The organism is Paenibacillus sp. PSB04, assembly GCF_025809195.1.
In the GTDB taxonomy this organism is placed as follows: domain Bacteria; phylum Bacillota; class Bacilli; order Paenibacillales; family Paenibacillaceae; genus Paenibacillus_AQ; species Paenibacillus_AQ favisporus.
Genome location: NZ_CP081301.1, coordinates 2738424 through 2758650, shown reverse-complemented (window position 1 = coordinate 2758650; position 20227 = coordinate 2738424). Strand labels below are relative to the sequence as shown.

The 20227-nt window shown below is 59.3% G+C and carries 13 protein-coding genes; 1 reads left to right on the top strand and 12 read right to left on the bottom strand.

From position 1 onward, the window contains the following. Positions 1 to 141: 141 nt before the first annotated feature. Positions 142 to 2481 carry a glycoside hydrolase family 95 protein gene (locus K2F33_RS12820; RefSeq protein WP_263881901.1) on the bottom strand — a complete coding sequence of 780 codons (2340 nt, stop codon included), beginning with the start codon at positions 2479 to 2481 and terminating at the stop codon, positions 142 to 144. A gap of 201 nt (positions 2482 to 2682) precedes the next feature. Here K2F33_RS12820 and K2F33_RS12815 point away from each other — a divergent pair, with 201 nt between their 5' ends. Beyond that, a complete protein-coding gene (locus tag K2F33_RS12815) occupies positions 2683 to 3549 on the top strand; it encodes a helix-turn-helix domain-containing protein (protein WP_263881900.1) in 867 nt (288 codons plus the stop codon). A gap of 87 nt (positions 3550 to 3636) precedes the next feature. On the opposite strand, the gene K2F33_RS12810 is transcribed toward K2F33_RS12815, so the two are convergent. The 11 genes from K2F33_RS12810 to K2F33_RS12760 form a co-directional block, all read right to left on the bottom strand. Further along, on the bottom strand, positions 3637 to 4464 hold the full coding sequence (locus K2F33_RS12810) for an aldo/keto reductase (protein ID WP_089548673.1): 828 nt from the start codon (positions 4462 to 4464) through the stop codon (positions 3637 to 3639). A 96-nt stretch (positions 4465 to 4560) separates the two neighbouring features. After that, positions 4561 to 7164: a carbohydrate-binding protein gene (locus K2F33_RS12805; protein WP_263881899.1), complete on the bottom strand. Its 2604-nt coding sequence runs from the start codon at positions 7162 to 7164 to the stop codon at positions 4561 to 4563. A 25-nt stretch (positions 7165 to 7189) separates the two neighbouring features. Then, positions 7190 to 9250, bottom strand: a complete 2061-nt coding sequence (locus tag K2F33_RS12800; RefSeq protein ID WP_263881898.1) for an alpha-galactosidase — start codon at positions 9248 to 9250, stop codon at positions 7190 to 7192. A gap of 753 nt (positions 9251 to 10003) precedes the next feature. Further along, entirely contained in the window at positions 10004 to 10675 is a 672-nt protein-coding gene (locus K2F33_RS12795) for a ThuA domain-containing protein (RefSeq protein WP_263881897.1), read from the bottom strand. A 53-nt stretch (positions 10676 to 10728) separates the two neighbouring features. Next, positions 10729 to 11430 carry an SDR family oxidoreductase gene (locus K2F33_RS12790; RefSeq protein ID WP_263881896.1) on the bottom strand — a complete coding sequence of 234 codons (702 nt, stop codon included), beginning with the start codon at positions 11428 to 11430 and terminating at the stop codon, positions 10729 to 10731. 28 nt (positions 11431 to 11458) lie between these two features. After that, entirely contained in the window at positions 11459 to 11911 is a 453-nt protein-coding gene (locus K2F33_RS12785; protein WP_076175540.1) for a VOC family protein, read from the bottom strand. A gap of 131 nt (positions 11912 to 12042) precedes the next feature. Next, entirely contained in the window at positions 12043 to 13080 is a 1038-nt protein-coding gene (locus K2F33_RS12780) for a LacI family DNA-binding transcriptional regulator (RefSeq protein ID WP_263881895.1), read from the bottom strand. Positions 13081 to 13434: 354 nt separating this feature from the next. Then, complete coding sequence (locus K2F33_RS12775; protein WP_263881894.1) at positions 13435 to 15168, bottom strand: allophanate hydrolase; 1734 nt, start codon at positions 15166 to 15168, stop codon at positions 13435 to 13437. Further along, positions 15165 to 18797: an urea carboxylase gene (uca, locus tag K2F33_RS12770; protein WP_263881893.1), complete on the bottom strand. Its 3633-nt coding sequence runs from the start codon at positions 18795 to 18797 to the stop codon at positions 15165 to 15167. Before uca ends, K2F33_RS12775 begins: the two co-directional genes overlap by 4 nt. After that, entirely contained in the window at positions 18790 to 19458 is a 669-nt protein-coding gene (locus K2F33_RS12765; RefSeq protein WP_212985225.1) for an urea amidolyase associated protein UAAP2, read from the bottom strand. The genes uca and K2F33_RS12765 overlap by 8 nt, the downstream gene beginning before the upstream one ends. A gap of 2 nt (positions 19459 to 19460) precedes the next feature. Next, the gene (locus K2F33_RS12760; protein ID WP_263881892.1) at positions 19461 to 20183 is read right to left on the bottom strand and encodes an urea amidolyase associated protein UAAP1; all 723 of its coding nucleotides are present in this window, start codon (positions 20181 to 20183) and stop codon (positions 19461 to 19463) included. Positions 20184 to 20227 lie beyond the last annotated feature (44 nt).

The following is a 20227-nucleotide window of genomic DNA, read 5'->3' as shown; positions in this document are numbered from 1 at the left end:
TTTTCCCTGTTTTGCGGTTAGAATGCAGGATTACCGGTACTGAGGAGGCCGTAAATCATGATTTGTATATAGAAAAGGCAACCGCAGCCCGAACGGCAGCAATTGCCTTTATGCCTAAAGTTCACCGAAGCTCGTCGCGGCTCAGCTTGTTCGTCCGGCAGCCGTATTCGCGGCGAGCGCTCCGTCCAGCGTATGCACCTCGCCGGCGGTTAAATTCAGCGTCACGCTACGATCCCCGCAGTATACCTGAACGGTTCCGCCCGACAAGGCCTGTATCCGGGCCTGGACAAGCTTGCCGTGCTTCCACGTCAAGTCGACTTCCATGTTTCCTTTGGCCCGAAGCCCACGAACTTCCCCGTCCGGCCAGCTGTCCGGCAGCGCCGGCAGCAGATGAATTTCCCCCGCATGGCTCTGCAGCAGCATCTCCGCGATCGCGGCCGTCCCGCCGAAGTTGCCATCGATTACGAAAATATTCGTCTCGGCCCCGGCGATCCCCGACTTGGAATAGGTCAGCATGTTGTCCAGGCACAGCTCGCCGATCAAATGGGCGATATGATGCTCAGCCCGGTCCGCGTCGTGCAGTCTGGCGAAGAAGAGACCGAATAAGGCGGCGGTAAATTCCACGTCCTCAAGATCGATGCGCTCCATGCGGTTTTGCAGCGTTACCCGCGCCGCCTCCGCCAATGCTGGCGTATGATGCGGCGTAATCTGGCTGCCGGGATACAGGGCAAACAGATGGGCCAAATGGCGGTGCTCCGGCTGCGCTTCGCCGTAGTCCTTCAGCCACTCCTGCAGCTGGCCGCGCCGGCCGACCTGCAATGGAGGCAGCAGTGAGATGGCGTGCTCCCACTTCCGCTGCAGCTCGGCGTCCACGTCCAGTTTTCGGGCTGCATTCAGGCAGAACGTGAAGAGATCCCGAACCAATACCTGGTCCATCGTCGGACCCATGGAGAGCTGCTGCGCTCCTTCCTCCGGAGACCCGGGATAGAAGCTGTTCTCCGGCGAGTTGGAAGGCCCGGTCACCAGCCAGCCGAATTCCGGATGCACGGTCATGTAGTCCAGGAAAAAGGCCGCGGCTGCTTTGAGCACCGGGTACGCCTCTTCCGCCAAGAACTTGTCGTTAATGCCGTATTCGTAGTGCTCCATCATATGGGTCGCAAGCCAGAGGCCGCCCGTCACGTTCAGGCCCCACGACGTCTCCCATCCGGGCGAACAGAAGCCCCAGACGTTGGAGAACACGTGGGCCACCCAGCCTTCTGCGCCGTAATACTGCCGCGCGGCCGACCGGCCGGCCTGGGCCAGCTCCCGGACGTAGCGCATCAGCGGCTCGTGGGAATCGCCGAGATTGGCAATTTCCGCCGGAAAATAGTTCATCTGCGTGTTAATGTCCAGATGATAGTCGCAGCTCCAGCCCATCCGGCACGCTTCACCGTCATTCCAGATGCCCTGCAGGTGCAGCGGCAGCGGTGAGTCTTGGCGTGATCCGGCGATCATCAGATAGCGGCCGTACTGGAAGAAGAGCGCGAACAGCGCCGGATCATCCGTCTGGCCCGCGCGGAATCGGCGCATCCGCTCATCGGTCGGCAGGCCGGCCGCCGCTGACGTGCCGAGATCCAGCTGCACCCGCTCCAGCAGCGGCCGGTAATCGGCGGCATGGTCCGCCTTGAGCCGGTCATAGCCTTTGCCCAGCGCCTGCTCCAGCTGGCCGAAGCCCGCTTCCTTCCATGCATCGTCCTGCTGGCGATAATCCGTGTGGACAGCGGTGTACACCCACACTTCTTCCGCCTGCTCCACCCGGATCGTTCCGGACGAGGCCAGCACGCTGCCGCCGCGGGCCTGGACACGTACCGCTCCGCTGCAGGACACCCCGCATGTTCCGTCGCTGTGCACGGTTTCGACCGCTTTGCCAGCGAAGGCAAGCATGTCCGGCTCCCGGGTTTCGCTGCCGAACTCTTCCGTGCGGCCCTCGAGCCGGAGCGTGAACGTTAGCCCGGCCGGGTCCTCGGTCCACAGCCGGGACACCATCAGATCGTCCGCATGGGAAATGAACGTCTCCCGTTCAAACCGGTATCCGTTCATTATACCGGCGGAGCGCGCCTCCGCCTGCAGCAAATCCAGCTCCCGGCGCATTTCCGCTCCCCCTTCCGAGGCTGCCGCAGGCCACTCCAGGATGATGTCGCACAGGCTCAAATTCGTGCCGAAGTTGCGCTTCGGCGGCTGCAAATGCTCCTTCGCCAGCTTGTCGCCAGCGGCATAATCGCCCGCAAAAAATCGCTCACGCATCCGCTCCAAATCCTGCTTCGTATTGGAGCGGCCGTGGCAGGGCTCCGCTTGTCCCGACCAATATGTGACCTCGGTCAGGCTCCAAACTTCCTTGTGCGGAGCCGATATAATCACGCCGCCCATTCTGCCGTTTCCAAGCGGCAGCCCCTGTGCCCAGCCTGCCGCAGGGCCCTCGTACCAGAGCTTCAAGTCATTCATCCGATATCCTCCACCAAAAAATTTATTTGCGAATTCATCCGCTTTTCTTACTGAATTCTATTCCGGTACCGTTGATTTTATCGTATCATTTTGATGTATAATCCGTCTTTGTTAACGCATCCATTGATTTATCAATTCATCCGCCAATCTATCGTTTTGAATCTGCAGACATACACCTTCTAAATGCGGGGGAGACATGATATGAACAAAAGCTTATCCGAGATAACTCCATTCGTAGGCGACTCCATGAGTTATCTGTACGACGGCAGCAGCAACGAGCATCTGCGCGCAGGCAGCGTGTATGCCCTTCACTTGTTTAATGAAGGCCCCGGGGAAATGGAGGTCGAAGGGGTCAAATATCCGATCGAGCGCGGAACGCTCATTTTTTTGCGTCCGGGCCAGCCGCATGCTTTTCACATCCGCCCGTCCCATCCGCTGCCTTCGTATAATCTGTATTTCGATTTATGGGATGACGCCAACCCGCTCTCTCCGAGCCGGTCTTTCATCCATGCGCCCGAGCCTTTCGTTTTTGAACAATTGTCTATCGAACTGCCTTGCGATGAACTGGACCGGCTTCCGAGCGTCTTCTCCCTGCGCGCCCATCCCCATTTGTATGATGGAATCGCCATGATCGCCAGGATGTACAGCGAATCCAAGTTTTACCGCAGCGAAACGGTGAACAGCTTTCTGTACGGCTGGATGCTGTCCTGGCACAACGCCGTGAACGTGCAGCACCCGAGCGATTACCGCATCGTCCGCCTGCTGGAGTATTTGAACAGCCGTCCGGAGCATGGACAGTCGGTTGAAGCCTGGTCCCGGTTCTGCGGTCTGAAACGCACTTATTTCCATGAACTGTTTCTGCGCGAAACGGGGATGACCCCGAAGGCCTACCATCATCAGCTCGTGATGAAGCGGGCGGCCCATATGCTCGTCGAAACCGACCTGAGTATTACGGCGATTGCGGAAAAGCTGGGATACCCGTCCATCCACCCGTTTTCCCGGCACTTCAGCAGCTTTCACGGCACGACTCCCAGCCAGTACCGGCTGAATCCGCTGCACCGGATATGAGTCCGGGGAAGGAATAAAAAATCGCGCATCCGCTGGTCAGCCGGAATACGCGATTGGGTTGGTCATACTTGCTCTGATAGATGCTGCTCAGAAATTAAAATTGTCCGGGTCCCCGCCGGTCCGTTGGTTCCGGTTCAACCCGTCGATCTGCTGCATTTCGTCCGCCGTCAATTCGAAGTCGAACACATCGGCATTTTCGATGATCCGGTGCTCCTTGACCGATTTCGGAATCGTCACGATCTCGTGCTGAAGATCCCAGCGGATGATGACCTGCGCGGTGGATTTACCATATTTGGCGCCGATGCCTGCCAGCACTTCATTGTCCAGCAGCTGGCCCGCAGCCAGCGGCGACCAGGCTTCAATCTGAATGCCCTGCGATTTGCAGTAGCTGCGCAGTTCCGTTTGGGAGAGCAGCGGGTGCAGCTCCACCTGATTGACGGCCGGTTTCACCTCGGCATCCTGCATCAGATCTTCCAAATGATGAACGTGGAAGTTGGATACGCCGATAGTACGGACCCTGCCGTCCTTTTGCAGCTTTTCCAGCGCACGCCATGTATCCTTGTATTTGCCTTTGACCGGCCAGTGAATCAAGTACAGATCCACATAGTCCAGGCCTAGCTTGCTTATACTTTGTTCAAACGCCTTCAGGGTAGAGTCATAACCTTGATCCGAATTCCAAACTTTGGTGGTAATGAACAGCTCCTCACGCGGAACGCCGGATTCCCGGACCGCCTTGCCGACACCTTCTTCGTTACCGTACAGCGCAGCCGTGTCAATACTGCGGTAGCCGTGCGCAATGGCCGCTTTCACCGCGCTAACGACCTCATTGCCTTCCTGTGCCTTGTAGACGCCCAGCCCGAGCCATGGCATGGCATATCCGCTGGACAAGGTTGTGGTGGACTGCAGATTGTTCATGAGTAAGACGCCTCCTTCGAATCAGGTAAATGTCGTGGATGACTGAAAACCACCCATCCTGTCCCAAGATAAACCAGCCTATGGGCAAAGTCAAATTCATGGACTAATTTGGTACAGCTTGGATTCGGCGCTTTTCAGCGTAACGTCCAGCGTTGCACCTGCAGTTACCTTTTCCCCGGTCCACAAATCGGTCACTTGAACGGAAGCCCCCGCTTGGACAGGAATGCCGGCACGCTTCAGGTCGATCTGGCGCTGCTCCGGATTTTGCGTGTAATTGAATACGGCCAAGTAATACGTGCCTTGGTCTTCAAGCACAAACAGGTCCGCCGCTTTCGTTCCGGTATTTCCTTCCACCGGCTTAAAGGCTTTGCCCTTCACCGCCAGCGCGTTCACTTCCGGGTTGGTGAGCAGGCTCTCCATGTATTGGCGCGCCGCCGGGTCGTTCACATCGTCGGAGTTCAGGAAGACCGTACCCGAAATGGCCGCCGCATTGACACGGGTCTGCGCTCCTTCATACGAGCCGCCCTTCACCAGCGTCATATAGTCCGGGTCGGTGTAATGATAAATCGTCCCGTTCTGCCACCAGCCGTAAGTCAAGTTGTTCAGCTGGTATTCCGTGCTACCCAGGCTTCCGTCCACGTCGCAGGAAATGCGGCGGCTGTGCGCATATTGGCTCGGGAACAGCGGAGCGATTGATTCGCTGATGAACATCGTACCGCCGATAGCCTGATCGAGGTACGCCATTCCCTGATTGTACGCCTGAATGCCGGTTTGCACTTTCGAATCATAATGCCGGCCTTCCAAAGAGCCATGGGACAGGAAGTCTACCTTAATATACTCAAAACCTTCCTTTTTGAAACGGTTCATATAGTAGTCGATCCGGGCTTTCACCGCCGGATGGGTCGGGTCCACGGCATAAGCGCCGTCCAGCTTCGGCAGAACGTTGCCGGATGCATCCCTCAGCACGATATCCCCGTATTTGTACTTGCCGTCGGTCCCTTCAACTACCTGGTCCATGTTGTCCCCCCAATAAACGAACGGGGAGTAGTAGATGCCTGCCTTCTGGCCGTTGCCGTGAATCAGCTTCACGAGATCGGTCAGCTGCTGGTCGGTCATGTTGTCCCAATACGAATCGAGGTTAATATACACGTTCCCGTTGTTCTCGAAAGAGTTGTTCTGCAGATGCTCCTTCACATAATTGGAGACGGCTGCCGCGTTGTCGTAGCTGAGATGATCGGCATAAGCGCCCCAGCTGTTCCAGCCGACCGGTACGCCTTCAGGGATGTTTTGGCCAAAAGCAAGCGGCGGCGCAATCGCGGCATTCACCTGGCCGTAACCCTCCATGCCTTTGCGGTAGTCGTCGTACAAACCGATGAACACCTTCGGCGAAGTCACGCTCTTTCCGGACACGCTTCCGTGCGGCAGGCTGTCATGCGTGGAAGCCTGGGAAGTAAAGCCCCCGTACACGCGCAGCTCGTTCAGCTTATTGTCTGTGCCGCTCCAGTGGATTCCCGTTTTCCATGTGTCATGCGTAACGGAACCGACCACCAGACCTTTTCGGCTTGTATTGTCATAAATGGCTGTTAGTTCGGAACTGACATAGTTATCCGTATTTAACCGGGTATTGATACTTTTCGCCTGATACCGGGACCAGCTGTCGTTATCAAAAGGCGTCACGAGCACCCGGTTGTCGCCGTAGCTGCCGATATCGATTCCTCCCCGGGCCTCCACAGCCAGCGGCGTAATTTGGTTCGTCGTCAGCCCGGCGGCTTGGGAAGCCGTCACTTCCGCCAACACATACGGTCCATTGTTATAAATGTAAAAGACCTGGCTCAGATCCGGCAGCCCTTTTTGCTCGCTGCGGACCGTAACCTTGATGCCTTCGCCCGTGGCGTCACGGAAGGGAGTCACACCGTTCTTGGCTTTAAACGTATGCTTGCCGTAATCCTTGCTCGCCACGGTTTTGTCGAGCTGGATTTCGCTATAGGCACCCTTGATCACCGGCTTATGGTTCCAGTTGTACTGGGACAGGCCGGTTGAAGTGTTGTACAGCAGTTCATACGACGGATTGGCTACACTAAATCCGCGCTGATACTCAGTCAGCGTAATGGGGCCGTACTTCGTGACATAGAGCTGTTTGCCCAGTTCGCCAATGCTGCCGTCATGGTCCGGCACGCCGTCGCCGGCCGATGCCAGCCGCAGCTCGATCAGGTCGATATCCGGCGAGTATCCGCCGCCATCGTCGAAGAGGATCGTATTGCTGCCCTGCTTCAAGTCGATCTGGATATCGTAGGTGCCGACCGTATTCCAGTCCGCCGTTTTGGGAAAGTTGAAATTTTCCCCTTCCGCCCCGTTGACCGAAATGACGGCGGCGCGGGGGTCGCCGGAAATGTAGTGCACCGTCATCGTATAGACGCCGGCCTGATCCGCGGTGACGCCGTTAAACTGCAGGGTGGAGCCGCCGTACAGGTTGCCGGCTTTTTTGCCGCCCGAGCAGGTTCCGCAGTCCGCAGGACCCGCATTACCCGTAAACGTGTTGGCGCCAGCTTCCGCCTCGTACGAAGCTGCTGCTGCATTGGCTCCCGTTCCGGCAGCCGTTTCAGAAGTTGCGGCCCAGGAAGCCCCGGGCCAGGACAGGGCCAGCAGCCCCGCCCATACCATCAGCAATATTTTCGGGATAAACCGGGTTCGTGTACTCATCGGTAATCCTCAATCCTCCTTGAAATTAGGGTTGGATGCATAACTTCAAAATGGTGGACGCCGCCGGGTCAAGACTTAAGCGGACTTCCCCGCTGGCCTCGCTCTCGGTCCCTTCCCACAGGTCGGTTACGCGGTAAGCTGCGAGCGGGTCGAGTCCCAAGCGGTCCAGAGGGACTGTCTTGTCCGCCGCCTGTTTGCCGTCGAAGTTGAACACAGCCAGGTAGACCGTCCCCTCCTCGTCCGGATCAGCCAGCATAAAGACGTCCGCCGCACGGCCGCCCTGGGCGCTTTCCACCGGAACGAACGTTGTGCCCTTCCGTGCAAGCCCCATGATGCTGCCGTTCCGCAGCCAAGCCTTGGCGCGGGAGGCTGCTTCTTCTTGTCTGAAATCGTCTCCGAGCAGCAGCACCGTCCCCGCGATCACGGATGCCGTCAGCCGGCTCCTCCCCTCATGGCGTGTGGTGGCCTCCTGGTTAAAGCTCTTGTATAGCACGGAGTGGTCGGGGTCGTTGAACCGGTACAGCGTATTGTTCATCCACCAGCCGTAAGTAAGCGAATTGAGCAGGTACTCGGTATCCCCGATCATGCCGAACACGTCGCAGGAAATTCTCCGGCTGTGTGCAAAGGCATACGGGAACAGCGGCGCGATCGACAGGTTGATGAAGATCGGCTTTCCGGCGGCTTCCGGAGACAGCTTTTTCGCCAAATAAGACAGCCCATAATGATAGGCAGCAATACCTGTCGTGATTTCAGGGCGGTAATGCTGCCCCTCCAGCGCACCGTGCGCCATAAAATCGAGCTTGATGTACTCGAAGCCCTCCCGGATGATTTTGTCCGTAAACCAATCGATGCGCTTCAGCGCCCCCGGATGGGTCGGATCGATCGCCAGGCCGCCGGCGATGTCCGGCAGGATTTCGCCTTCAGCGTCCCGCAGCAAAATGTCGCTGTACGTGAACTCGCCATCCGTTCCCTCCACGGGCTTGTCGAATTGGGACGGACTGCCCCAGAAGGCAAACGGCGTCCAGTACGTCCCCGGCTTATGGCCGTTTTGCCGCACCCGGTTCAGCGCATCCTCCATCTCTTCATCCGTCAGACGGTCCCAGAACGCGTCGAAGTTGATGTACAGCGTGTCGTTATTTTGAAAACCATCCGCCTGGACTTCGCGCTTCAAAAAATCACTCGTCGATGTGTACAGATCGTAATCCAGCGTACTCATGGCGGCAGACCAGCTGTTCCAGCCAACGGGGACCCCGCCTTCCCATGGAAGCGCCGGCGACAGGGCAGCATTAGCCCGTCCGTAAGCCTCCAGGCCGCGGCGGTAATCGTCGTACCCGCCGACGAATACGACCGGCGACGCCACGCGCGTCCCATGGACGTAACCGTGCGGCTGAAAATCCCGGGTCATTTCCCCGGCAGCGCCGGCGTACAGCTCCAGCTCATCCAGTGTTCCCGGCTGTTCGCCCTGGATTTTGATGCCGGTTTTCCAGACGTCATGACTCAGTGAACCGGCAACGATCCCTTGCCGTCTGTGCGGCCGGAACAAGGCCGTAACCTCGTAGCTCTCGGTGCGCAGCGGCGCCGTCTGTGTCTCATAGCGCACCCACTTGTCGTTGTCGTAGGGAACGCGGAGCACCATAAGCTCGTCTTCCTTGTCCATGGTCGGCCCAAAGGACAGCTGCCCGCACCGCAGCACCGTCATCCGGTTCAGCCGGATGCGCGTCTTATGGACGGCCACCAGCTGCGTCAGGTAAAACGGCGCACCTTCATAAATCCAGAAATGCTGCTCCAGCGTCGGGAGCATGTCGGATTCATGCACCAGCGTTAAGTGAAAGCCGGACCCGAAGGCATCCTCGATGCTCTCCGGCTCCCCACTCATGCTGTGGCGGTCGTAGCTGCCCGTATGGTATTCGCGCCCGTTCCACCGGATAGCGCTGCGGATTTCTTTCCAGTCCCACAGCGTACCGCCGGCAGCGCTGTAATGGCCCTGTTCCAGGTCGATCTCCAGCGTCATCCGATCCGTGGATACGCGGATCAGGGAGCCGGTTTGCCGGACCTGGACCGCGTCCGTTTGGCTGTTAGTGATCATTCGCCTCATTTTCCTCCTGTCTCTGCAAGTCTCTGGCTGCACGGGCAAAAGTCAGTAATGCTTGGCATCCGCTTCCGCCCCAGCCGTATGATTTCATTATAGAAAGCGCTTTATCGGCTTGCTATAGAGCGATCTACCGATTGATAGCGGGAATTAACGCTTCTGGATGATGGGCGGGCTGTTAAAATGCGGCATGGGGATGGCCGATATTGAACGTTGTGCTGCGATGGACGCTCCGTGTACGAAACATTCCTCCAATCGCTGTTGCCCCCGAATTTTCGCGGATTAGATAGAAGGATAAAATTCGGGGACAGCCTGGGCTTCCGAAGTGAGCTTTCCTGCGGAAAGCTTTCAGGCGACCGCTCCGCTTCTCCGGAATTGTTTCGTCCCCTCCGCTGCGTTGTGCTGGGAGGGCATGCGGTGCAGGGCAACTCAAATCAAGGGCGGAAACTCCACGATTCTCAAATCACAAACACCAACAGACATGGCAGGCATTAACCATGCTCCTATGGCGGATTGCATCGCTTGCAAACCTCGCCATACCAATCGATTGTCAAACAAAAAAGGCAGACGCATCCGTCTGCCTTTTCCAACTTCCTTTTCATCTCTTCCCCAACCAATTTGGTCTCAACATCTCTGCCGACTCTACATGCCAAGAGAATCCTCAGTCACTCAGGCATCTAGGCCTCTACAAGCTCGTATGCCCCGCCCTCGTCCTCAGAACCGACTTCTCCTCAGGACCACTTTTCTTCCCTACGCATCCACCGGCTCGAGCTCCAGGCTCCATGCAATCACCCGCTGCATCAGCCGGATGAACCCTTCGTCCAGCAATCCCTCAGGCAGATGTGCCGGCGTCACGCAGGCTACCCGTCCCTCGCCGTAAGGATGCAGCCAGCCGGCAATGGATTCGCCGTCCCGCGATGATGAGCGCAGGAACACCTCGGTCTCCGGCTCGGAGCAGGCGACAAAGTAGTGTTCGTCCTTAAACCGGAACGTACCGTCCAGCTCGCCCAAGGCTGATCCGCCGACCGGTGTATAGGTCACCTCACTGTGCTCCTTCGGATGGGATAAAAAATATCCCCGCAGCATGTTCACATACGCGCCGTGCTCGGGATACGACGCCAGCCCGGAATGCCATGCCAGCCAGGCACCGCCGTCACTTACGTAAGCTTCGATCTGCCGGCCGATGTCCTCGGTCATCCAGGCTGCCTCCGGGTCGCTTTGCGGCTCAAGGCGGTTCTCTGCAAATAAAATAACGAGGTCCGGCTTCTGACCAAGCTGCCCGGCGGCGAGATCGGAAACTTCCTTGTACAGCAGCCCAATTTGTCCATTCGCCAGGAAGGACTCTAAAACTTGTTCAAGAGACTTTTTCGCCGGCTCGGCTTCATGATAAAAGTCGCCGACAACCGCCCAAATCGTTTTCATGTGGCATCCTCCTTATTGTCGAATGCAATACGGTGGTCCAAAGATCGCGACCGTTAAAAAGGCATCGCTTCCCCGCGATGATTCACCATCCAGGCATTCGGGTCAGGAATGACGGTTCGTTCCACGATGCGCAGCAAGCCCTGCGCGGTATCCGCCGGGTCGCCCGGCGCTTGGTCGCCGCCCATTGGAGTCCGGATCCAGCCGGGGTGCAACGCATAAACCGCAAAATTCTGAGGAGTCAGCTCCTTGCGGAGCTGCGCGGTAAAGTAGTTCAGCCCGCTTTTGGATATCGCGTAGGGATAATCCCCGCCGTAGGCCCCGGTAAAGCTTCCGGCCTCCGAGCTGATGTTGAGGATGCACGGCTGGGCGCTCCTGCGCAGCAGCGGAAGGAAATGCTTCACGGCCTTCATCGGTCCGTACAGGTTCGCCAGCATGGACCGTTCCATATCGGCAAAATCCAGCTCCTCCAGCTTATGCTCGCGGCCGATCAGCACGCCTGCGTTGTTAATCAAGGCATCGAGCACATCCGTATGCTCCAGCACGGCCGATTTGGCGCTTTTCACGCTCTCTTCGTCAGTGACATCCATTGCGATCAGCGTGAGCCGGTCCGGATGGACTGCACGCAACGCACGAAGCGGCTCGGTATGCCGCTCCATATCCCGCACGCCTGCAAACACGGTATGCCCAAGCGCAAGCGCCGCTTTGACCGTTTCAAAGCCAAGCCCCCGGGCCGATCCCGTAATCAAAATATTCATATCTTCAGCACCTCACCTGCTTATCAGATTAATCGTTTTCCAGCAGCTCGATCAGAACTTTCAGCTCGTTGCTGCTGTCGATGTATGCGTAGCGCCCGCCGGTGTATTCGCCTTTTTGAATCAGCGGCATGTGACGGCCTTCCAGTACGGCGATCTTGTCCTTCATTCCTTGAATCCCAAATGCGATATGATGCACGCCTTCACCATGCTCATCCAAAAATTCGCGCCAGGTCGACGGATGCTCATCCGGCTCGATCAGCTCGATCTGCAGCTGCCCGCAGTCAAAAAAGGCCAGCTTCGCACGCGCCTCCGAAGGCTGCCCGTTAAACTCCGTCTGGGCGACATCCACGGTGTCGGTCCAGGACCATTTCGGCCGCTCCACCCCCAAAAAATCCGCATAGCTCTGCGAAACAGTATCGATGTCTTTCACGACAATCCCGATTTGTGTAACCAGCTTAGTTCCTAATGCGCCTGCCGTCATATAAAAATCCTCCTTAACAGTGCTGAATTGGAAAAGCATTTTTCACTTCGAACCCCAAGCAGCCAATAGATTCCCTCTTCTGTTCCCGCCAAACACTTAATCCGACGCACATTTCATCCTTACTGTTTAAATCACACTTTCCGGCACGAGTCCCGGATGACCAGCTCCGCGGTCCCTACGTATTTTTTGAACATCTGTGTCTCGTCCTCAACGGTCTCGATGACCTGCCGCGTCAGCATGTCGATCATTTCAGAAAAGTTCACGCGTATCGTGGTTAGCGCCGGCTGTATTCGGGAGCTTAAGAGATGATCGTCAAACCCCATCAGGGAGATGTCTTCAGGTACCCGTAGTCCGGCCTCGTTCAAGGCCCGAAGCGCCCCGAATGCCACGCTGTCGTTACAGGCGAAGATGGCTGTCGGCAGGTCAGAGATGCTTTGAAGCCAGCGCGCGGTCGACTGGTATCCGCTTCGTTCGGAGAAATCCGATGGCAGGACCCAGTCCGGGTTCACCTTTAGTCCGTGAGTCGCCATTGCATCCTGAAAAGCCTCCATTCTCTCGGGACCGGAGCAGCGAAGCGGATCCCCTGCAATGAACGCAATGTTCCGGTGTCCCAGGCCTACCAGGTAATCAACTCCCTGCTTCATGCCCAGCTTGTTGTCAAAATTGCAGATCACCCGGTTCGGCTCCATCCGCCCCTCCAGATGCTGGTCCACGATTCCCGCCACAAATCCTTTTGCAATGAGCTCCTCGATAAACGGTTCATGATTCGCCGCACCGATAAATATGCCGCCGTCAATCCGCCGCTGATAAAACGTATCCTTCACCTTGCGGACAGTCTCCGTGTCCCCTGTGCTCCGGATAATGTGGGTCAGGACGTAGTAGCCGCGACTGGACGCGCTCTCGATCACATCGCCGATCAGCGCGTGGGTCAGCGTGTCGTGAATCGCCTCCGGCGAAATCAGGAACAGACCAATGGTAAGCGTTTTCATACCAGTCATGATGCGTGCCGAGAAATTAGGAGAATAGCCGTACCTCTCGATGACCTGCATGACCTTCTCCCGCGTAGCCTGCGGCACGTTTGGGTAATTGTTGATCACCCGGCTGACGGTGCTTCGCGAGACGCCTGCGATTCTGGCGATTTCGATGCTGTTGATGTCGTTCTTCCTCATCCTGCACACTCCAAATTCATTAACACGTGTTCACAAAAGGCGGCGCAGCTGCAGTATCCGTGAGCTCCGCTTCACCATGCCCTGTATGTACAATCACGAATCCGGCATTCGCCATCCATAAAATAACGCCTTTAGGCATAAACACGTGTTTATGAGTTCAATCTATCCCCTCTTCCACATGTTGTCAATACATTTTCGAGGAGGCGGAGGAGCATGCGTTAATCGTGCTCGCAATTTGAGCCGTATGGGAAAAAGAGTTGAAGTATGCTCGTAACAATCTCTCAGTTTTTGTTGCCATAAAAAAAGGCCAGAACCGGTTGAGACCGGACTGGCTGGCTTTCTATCATAAAAAAATTATACTTCGGCCATCGCGTTTCTCCAGCCACCGGACACGGTGATGTCCAGCGCCCCTTCTGCGGCGTACGCCTCGCAGACAAAACCCGGGACGCTCCGCCCGTCCGCTAGCTCCACCCGACCGATCCCGAGCGGCGCGGGAATCGAGGCTGTGAACCTGCCGAAAGACTCCACCGGCATATCCCACAGCTCCACCGCGATCGGCGCCCCGCCTAGAGGCGTCCGTACCAGCCCAGGCTTCGGCGGATCGGTCTCCAGTTTGTACAGCCGGTACACCGGGGCGGTTTGCGCCTCTTCCGCAAATACCGCGCCGAGCCCGGTCATCTGCGGTTCCAGCGGCATGCCGCGCATATGCAGCCCGCAGACGCCGACGCGGATGGTGTCCTGCACCCGAAGCAGGAAGCGCGCGGCTTCAGTCAGGTTCGCTTCTTCTTCAGGAAGCGCAAACAGCGTCACGCCGAAGGGGAGCTCCGGCCCCGCCTGCCCGGCCGGAATCGCCAGCGCGCTGAGATCCAGCAGGTTGCAGTGGTTCGTATAGAGGCCCATCTTGCTGTTCGTTCCGATAGGGTCGGCTCCGACCTGCTCCCTCGTCCACGTGCCGCCGCAGGTCGGCAGCACCAGAACAGCTTGCCGCAGCCAGGTACGGACAGCCCTGCGAATCTCAGCCAAACGATGCTGGGCGCGGAAGAGGGCTGCCGCCGTATGCTCGGCCTGGGCCCCCGAGCGCAGAATCGTTTCCGTCACCGGAAACGTCGACCCGGGATGCGCCTCGATGAAGCCGGCGAGCGCGCTCCAGCGCTCGGCCACGAGCGGCCCCTCGTACAGCAGGGCCGCCGCTTCCTGCAGCAGGGACACATCCACCTGCTGCACGCGGACCCCGGACCGGGCGATCGTCTCCTTCGCCCGCTCCCAGGCCGCCTCGTATTCGGCCGCAAACGGGCCGAAAAACTCGGGGCGGCCCTGCGGGAGCAGCCACGTCTTCGGCTGCTCGCCGCGGTGCAGCGGACGGTCCGCGGAGTACGGATCGTCCGCGCACCACCCGCGTGCGGCCGCATCCACGGCGACCGCGTCGTCCACGTGACGGGCGAACACCGTCACGCAGTCGATGCTGCGGCAGGCGGGAACGACGCCCGCCGCAGGCCAGGCGCCGACGGCCGGCTTGTAGCCGACCAGGCCGTTCAGCGCCGCGGGCACCCGGCCCGAGCCGGCCGTGTCGGTGCCGAGGGCGAACGCAGCCTGCCCGCGGGCGACGCTGACGGCCGAGCCGGAGCTCGAGCCGCCGCTGATCAGCTCCGGACGGAGCGCATTATGCGTCTCGCCGTAGGGGCTGCGCGTGCCGACAAGGCCGGTGGCGAACTGGTCCAGGTTCGTCTTGCCCACCGGAATCGCTCCGGCTCGGATGAGCCGCTCTACCACCGGCGCGTGCCGTTCCGGCACATACGCATAGTCGGGGCAAGCCGCGGTGACCGGCCAGCCGGCCACGTCGATGTTGTCCTTCACCGCAAACGGGATGCCCCATAACGGACAGACCGCCGGATCCAGCCACTTCAGCCCTTCGAGATAAGGAGCAATTCGTTCCTCCTCCGGCGGCATGATCCAAATATTCATCCCGCTGTCCCGTTCCGCACGCCCGATAATGGCCGCGATCACCTCTTGCGGCGTAAAGCTGCCGCTCCGGTAACCCTGCTGGAGGGCATGGATGCTCAGTTCAAAAGGAACCGCCTGAATGCTCATGACGCCGCCTCCTTTTCCAACGGAAAGATCGCTGCGATGCAGTCGCCTGCCCGCACCTGATCGCCGGACGCCACAAAGACGGAGGCAATGATGCCATCGAACGGGGCAGGCTGGGAAAACTCCATTTTCATACTTTCTTCTATTATAATAGTCTCGCCCTTACGGACCTCCTGGCCCGGCTCTACGAGCACCTTCCAGACGCTGCCCGACATCGAGCTGTTCACGCCGAGGCTTCCTTCCGGAAGCGCCCCCTGCTCTTGGGTCGCGGCTGCCTCCGGTTCGGATACATGCTCCGCGATGCCAAGCTCCTTCCAGTACGCCCGCTCCTGCTGAAACGCGGCCTGCCGGGACGTCCGGAACACCGCTGATTCCTCCTGGATCGTGCCCAGCCAGGCCAGGTACTCGCCGAGATTAAACGTCGTTTCTTCGACGTCGACGGTAAACTCCCCGCGCGGGAAGTCCTCCCGCATTCGCAGCAGTTCCTCCTCCGACACCGGATAGAAGCGGATCTGGTCAAAAAAGCGCAGCAGCCACGGCTTCCCCTGCTCAAAGTTAACCGTCCGGCGGAATTTGTTCCACATCTGTACCGTTCGCCCCACGAACTGGTAGCCCCCTGGCCCTTCCATGCCGTATACGCACAAGTAGGCTCCGCCAATGCCGACGGCATTCTCCGGCGTCCAGGTGCGGGCCGGATTGTATTTGGTCGTCACCAGCCGATGGCGGGGGTCCAGCGGAACCGCAACCGGCGCTCCCAGGTATACATCCCCGAGCCCCATGACCAGATAGGAAGCGTTAAAAACGATTTCCGCCACCTCCTCGATCGAGCCCAGCCCGTTCATGCGGCGAATAAACTCCAGGTTGCTCGGGCACCAAGGCGCATCCGGACGCACGTTTTGCTGATAGCGCTCGATCGCCAGCCTTGTGGCCGGATCGTCCCATGATAAAGGCAGCTTGACGATCCTGGAAGGGACCTCGATGGAATCAAGCGGCGGCAGTGTCCGGTCGATCTCCATCACTTTCGCCGCCGCCTCCTTTACAGACATGCGGGAGGCATCGATATGAATTTGCAGGGAACGGATGCCCGGCGTCATTTCGATATACGGGATGCTTCCGCTGTCCGTGACCGCCTGCATCAGGACATACACCTGAAAGCGGTACAACAGGTCGAGTTCGCGTTCCCCGTATTCCACCAAAATATTTTCGTCCCCGGAGCAGCGCACCGCAATCGGAAAGCGCCGCCCTTCTTCCTCGTATGCGAGCAGCGGCATGTAGTCGCCGCGGGATGTATGTGGAAGCTCAGGCAGCATCGGCACGGACGCTCCGCCGGAGAGCTCACGCAGAAATGCTTCCTGGGCTGCTCTCAGCTCTTCGGCTTCCTCTACGGTGATCAGCCGGAAACGGACCTGATCACCCGGGCGGAGCTGCCCGATCTTCCAGAGCTCCGCCGTCGCGGTCGTGACCGGGCACACGAACCCGCCGAGACTCGGCCCGTCCGGTCCAAGCAGAATCGGCATGTCACCCGTCAGGTCCAGGGCGCCGACGGCATAGGCATTGTCGTGGATGTTCGACGGATGCAGCCCGGCGTCGCCTCCATCCTCCCGGGCCCACAGCGGCGCAGGGCCGATCAGGCGAACGCCGGTGCGCGAGCTGTTGAAATGCACCTCCCACACCGTGGAGGTCAGCTGGTCCAAATACGCCGGAAGCAGGTATTCGGCGGTACAATGCGGTCCGGGAATGACGCCGAGGGTCCATTCCCGCGTCAGCGCCGGCTGCGATGCCGGTGCAAGGAAGCTTAGAGACTCGGACTGGCGGTCCGGCGAGTCGCTGCGGACCCGGAGCACCGCCCCCGGCCGCAGCGCGCTGCCGGTATGGCCGCCGAAGCCGCCGAGCGTAAACGTCGAGGCGCTGCCCAGCGTCAGCGGCATATCCAGCCCGCCAGCGACGAGCAGGTAAGCCCGCATCCCGGCGACGGCTTCGCCCAGGGTCAGCACCGAGCCGGCGGACGCCGTCACCGGGGTATACGCCGGCACCGGTTCGCCGTCCAGCTCCGCCTGCATATCGGCCCCGGTCAGGCAGAACCGCATAGCGCCGCGGAAGCGGTAGCTTCCTCCGCGCAGCGTCATTTCCAGGCCCGGCGCTTCCTCCGGGTTGCCGAGCAGCCGGTTGCCGATGGCAAAAGCCAGCCGGTCCATCGGCCCTGATGGAGGTACGCCGATATCCCAGTACCCCGTTCGGCCGGGAAGGTCCTGTACGGTGGTTTGAACGCCGCCGTCCAGCACCTCGATCGCCAGCTCGACCGGCTCAAAACCGGCCAGCATGTTCGTATAGACCCGCCCTTCGCGGAACGCTTCGGTATCCAGAAAAGCTTCGATATAAGACTGGTTTGTCGTCACACCGTACACGCGCAGCGCCTGCAGCGCCTCGATCATCCGGGAGACGGCTTCCTGCCGCGTCTTGGCGTGGACGATGATTTTGGCCAGCATCGGGTCATAGAGCGTAGTCACTTCGAGGCCCGGCTGAATCCACGTCTCGATCCTTGTGCGTTCCGGCCAGACCACCGCGTCGATCCGGCCGTCCGCCGGACGGAAAGCATTGACGCAGTCCTCCGCGTACAGACGCACCTGCAAGCTGTGCCCCTCCGGTTCACGCACCCGCTGCGCGAGTCCCGGCAAATCGCCGGCCGCCTCCCGGACCATCCATTCCACAAGGTCGATGCCGAGCACCTCCTCCGTGACGCCGTGCTCCACCTGCAGCCGGGTGTTCACCTCCAGGAAGTAGTACTTCTCCTCCTGCGGATCGTACAAAAACTCGACCGTGCCGGCGCTGCGGTAACCTGCGGCTGCAGCAAGACGCCTGGCGCTTTCGTGCATTTCCCGGCGCACCGGTTCCGCCAGCAGCGGTGCCGGCGTCTCTTCGATGATCTTCTGGTTCCGGCGCTGCACGGAACAGTCGCGCTCGCCCAGAGCGACCGCTTCGCCGTCGCTGTTGCCGAAGATCTGCACCTCGACGTGGCGCGCCCGCGCAATATACTTCTCCAGAAAAACGCCCCCGTCATTGAAATTCGCCGCCGCCAGCCGGGTCACGGATTCGAATGCATCCCGCAGCGCCGCTTCGTCGCCGCAAATACGCATCCCGATGCCTCCGCCGCCGGCCGTGCTCTTGAGCATGACGGGGTAGCCGATCGTTTCAGCCTGCCCGGCGGCTTCGTCCACCGACGAAATCAGCCCTGTTCCCGGCAGCAGCGGCACCCCCGCTTGCTCAGCCATCGAGCGCGCGGTATGCTTCAGGCCGAACAGCTCGATATGCCCGGGGGACGGCCCGATGAACGTGATGCCGTGCTCGGCGCATGCTCTGGCGAACCCGGCGTTTTCGCTTAAGAAGCCGTATCCGGGATGCACCGCGTCCGCCCCGCTTTCCAGAGCCGTACGCAGGATCAGCTCGGCATTCACGTAGCTCTCCTTCGCCGGTCCATCCCCAATGAGCACCGCTTCATCTGCCTGCTCCACGTGCTGGCTGTCCCGGTCCGCTTTTGTGTACACGGCCACCGACGCAATGCCCATCGCGCGCAGCGTCCGGATAATCCGTACCGCGATCGTTCCGCGGTTGGCAATCAGCACCTTTTTAAACATTGCCTTCGCCTCCTTCCGCATTCCAGACCAGCACCTGCGCCGGCGTCGGGTTATAGGCATTGCAAGGATTGTTCAGCTGCGGGCAGTTGCTGATCAGGACGGTGACCGGCGCCAGCGCCGTCAGCTCGACGTAACGTCCCGGTCCGGATACACCGTCCGCAAAGGTGAGCTCCCCTTCCGGCGTCACCGGCACATTCATGAAAAAATTGACGTTCGGGGCCAAATCCCGCTTCGTAAATTCATCCCGGCCCGCTAGCATCAGCATGAAGGTATCCCGGCAGTTATGCATCGGGAGCGTGTCGTGGGAATACCGCACTGTATTGCTCTGGGCCGAGCAGGCACCGCCAAGCGTGTCATGCCGGCCGCAGGTGTCGGCCGTAATCTGCAGCAGCTCCCGCCCCGATTCGGCTACGAGCACCGAGCCTGTGGTCAGATAAATGTTATTTTGACGGGTAATCGTACGGACCGCACTGTAATGATCGCCCGGATCTTCCTTGGAATAAAACAGGGTGTCCACCGCCTGATTGCCCTCCACATCGACGATGCGCAGCACCTGCCCGGGGAACAGGTCATAAATCCAGCCCTCTCCTGCAGCTATGATGTGGTTGTACACGGCATCCGCCGCGTTTCGTTCGCTTGCCACCGCTTGAAATGTGCTCATTTTCAATTCGCCCCTTTCATGAGTGCATAGGCATTCCATGTGTTTTCAAAAGCTCGCCGGTTCTCACCGCAGTGGTTCACGCACAGATCGTCTTCCGTCATTGGCGCGGCATCCGTTATACGGATCTCCACCGCTGCCCCCGGATACACCGCCGAGGGGTTGAGTGGATGCGGCGTGTTCGACACGACCAGCAGCACATCCATTTCCGTCCGGAGGGTGACGGAGCGCCCACCGGTTGGCTGGGGAACATACCTCATCGTCCCGTCCAGCTCGCATACCACTTTCGAAAAGAAATTCACCGGCGCGCTCAAATCCCGCGGCGTCAAGTTATGGCGGTACAGCTCCACCGTCAGGTTTTCCTCGCCGCTTCGCAGCCAGGCGTTGCGCTCCTGCTGGTACGAAGTCGGACCATACTTGCCGTCCGTTCCTTTACGGGTCGTGTATCCGCCCAGGGGATCATGCCAGCCGGCAGTGTCTTCAATGATGGATGCAAGGACACGGCCCTGATCGCTCATCAGCACGTGACCGGCCGTATAAAAAGCGGTATGCTGCGCCTTGAGCGAATCCGGCATGTTGTACCTCTCCGAAGGATACGCCGCATGATACAGCAGCGCAGACACATTCGCTGAATCGCCCGCGGCCGTCAAGGTGACCGACTTACCTTTGCCAATATAGGCGGACCATTTACCGCCGGGACCCATCGTTATCGAAAAGCTTGCTGTCATTTTCATTCCTCCTATGGAGCAGGCCTGCTGCTGGCCGGACGTAA